The organism is Streptomyces sp. MK37H (genome assembly GCF_018035285.1).
GTDB lineage: Bacteria > Actinomycetota > Actinomycetes > Streptomycetales > Streptomycetaceae > Streptomyces > Streptomyces endocoffeicus.
The window spans coordinates 1-2332 of record NZ_JAAAYH010000743.1 but is presented as its reverse complement, the minus strand read 5'-3'; the positions used below and the strand labels follow the sequence as shown (position 1 = coordinate 2332).

Below are 2332 nucleotides of genomic sequence, written 5' to 3'. Positions count from 1 at the left end.
TCCGCATGGGTGGAGCGCCCGATCAGCGCGTCCTGGCCGAGGATCGCGCGCGCCGCGGGCACCGGCAGATCGCCCTGGCCCAGATGGAGCACATCCGAGCCGATGGCATGCGCGACATCGGCCCGGTCGTTGACGGCCAGCAGCTTGCCGTGCCGGCGGCAGGCGTCCGCGAAGACCTGGAGGTGCTCCAGTTCCTCGGCCGCCTCCATCTCCTTCTCCCGCAGCTGGACGATGTCCACCCCCGCCCCCAGGACGGCGTCCAGGAACTCCGGCAGATCGCCTTGGCGCTTCCGGGCGTCGGTGCACAGATAGAGGCGGGCGTCGGCCAGCCGCTCGCGAGCGGTGGCGGTGGCGGTGGCGGTGGTGGACATGGATTCCCCCGGAGGGTCGGGCGGCGTACGGGCCGGAAGCGGAGCCCGGCCCGTACGCCAGGTGTGATCAGGTGCGATCGGGTGCGATAACGACGGCGAAAGCGCGATGCCTGCGCGAAAACGACCAGCCCTGTACAGGCCCCGTACGGGCTGTGTACGAGCCCCGTACGGAAAGCCACGGAAGGCTGGGCGGTGACGGCGAGGGCGTCAGACGGCGAGGGCCTGAGCGCGCCGCTTCACCTCCGTGCCGCGATTCTCGCTCAGCGCCCGTGCCGGGGTGCCGGGCAGGCTCGGGTCGGGGGTGAAGAGCCACTCCAGCATCTCTTCGTCGCTGAAGCCGTCGTCCTTCAGAAGCGTCAAGGTCCCCACGAGGCCCTTGACGACCTTTCCGTCACCGATGAACTCCTCGGGCACCTGAAGGACCCTGTTCTCGCCACGGCGCACGGCGATCAGCTGGCCCTCCTTGACCAGCTGCCGGACGCGCGTCACCTCGACCCCCAGTCGTTCGGCGACGTCGGGGAGGGTGAGCCAGGCGGGGACGAGAGCATCGATCTTTGCGTCAATCTCGGTCACGGAACAAGCCTGCCATCTGGGACTGACAGTGGGTAGCCGGGCGTCCGCCGCGCGGGCCGTCCGCCCCGCCCCGGACGCCCCGGCCGACGGCCGACCGGCGGTCGGCCCGCCGGTCAGAGGACGGCCGACTTCAGCGGCACCGAGGGGTCCTCGGCCCGCATCCGGTCCAGCCGGGCGCCGCGCTCGATCAGCTTGCGCCCCTGGGCCAGATCGCGCGGACGGCCGACGGCCAGCAGGGCGACCAGGGCGCCCTCGCGCAGCCAGCACACCGACCAGGCGGCACCGGCCGGATCGCCGCGCCAGACCAGCTCGTCGGCCCCCGAGTGGTGCCCGGCGTACTGCACGAAGCGCCCGAACTGCTCGGACCAGAAGTACGGCACCGGGTCGTAGACCACACCGGGGAAGTGGGCGGCCGTCCGGCTCCCCACCACGTTGGCGGCGACGGTGCGCGGCCCCTGGAGCGCGTTGTCCCAGTGGTGCACCAGCAGTCGCGTCCCGTAGCGGGCGGACGGGAAGGAGGCGCAGTCGCCGACCGCGTAGACGTCCGGCACGGAGGTGCGCAGCCGGTCGTCGGCGGCGACGGAGCGGTCCTCGGCCAGTTCCACGCCCGAGCCCGCCAGCCAGTCCGTGGTCGGCCGGGCCCCGATCCCGACGACCACCGCGCCCGCACGCAGCCGGGTGCCGTCGCCGAGCAGCAGCCCGCTCTCGTCGACGGAGGCCACTCGGGCGCCCGTGACCAGCCGGGCGCCGTAGTCCTCGTACCAGGCCGCCATGGGGGCCGCGACCTCGGCCGGGAGCGCGCCCGCCAGCGGCCGGTCCGCGGCCTCGACGACGGTCACGGCGCAGCCCGCCTCGCGTGCCGCGGTGGCGAACTCCGCGCCGATCCAGCCCGCCCCCACGACCGCGATCTCGCGCTGCCGGGCGAGCACCGGGCGCAGCCGCTCGGCGTCGTCCAGGGTGCGCAGCAGATGGACGCCGGGCTCTCCTTCGCTGCCCGGCAGCGGGATCGGCTCGGCGCCGGTGGCGATCACCAGGACGTCGTACGGGAGCTGGCCGGTCGCGGTCTCGACGAGCCGCTTGTCCGGGCGCAGGCCGGTCACCTGGACGCCGAGCCGCAGGCCGATGCCGAGGCCGGCGAAGTCCACGTCGAGTGTCGAGCCCTCGGCCTTTCCGAGCAGTACGGCCTTGGACAGCGGGGGCCGGTCGTAGGGCTGGTGGGGCTCCGCGCCCAGCAGGACGATTTCCCCGGTCCAGCCGTGTTCGCGCAGCGCGACGGCGGTTTGCACCCCCGCCATGCCCGCGCCGACGATCACCACGCGCTGGCCGACGCCGTTCGAGGACGGCTTCGTCGTCGTCTCATCGCTCACACGATCACTGTATTGCGGCTG

The 2332-nt window shown here is 73.4% G+C and carries 3 protein-coding genes; all 3 read right to left on the bottom strand.

All coding sequences use genetic code 11. The annotated features are described in order from the left end of the window. Positions 1-371 (bottom strand): thiamine phosphate synthase (locus GWI24_RS43460; RefSeq protein WP_210951525.1); only part of this gene is annotated, 371 nt, incomplete at its 3' end. Between the two features lie 207 nt (positions 372-578). Then, on the bottom strand, positions 579-944 hold the full coding sequence (locus GWI24_RS43455; protein ID WP_037949046.1) for an Rv2175c family DNA-binding protein: 366 nt from the start codon (positions 942-944) through the stop codon (positions 579-581). A gap of 113 nt (positions 945-1057) precedes the next feature. Continuing rightward, positions 1058-2239 (bottom strand): FAD-dependent oxidoreductase, encoded by a 1182-nt coding sequence (locus tag GWI24_RS43450; RefSeq protein WP_247617706.1) that lies wholly within the window; start codon positions 2237-2239, stop codon positions 1058-1060. Between the last annotated feature and the right edge of the window lie 93 nt (positions 2240-2332).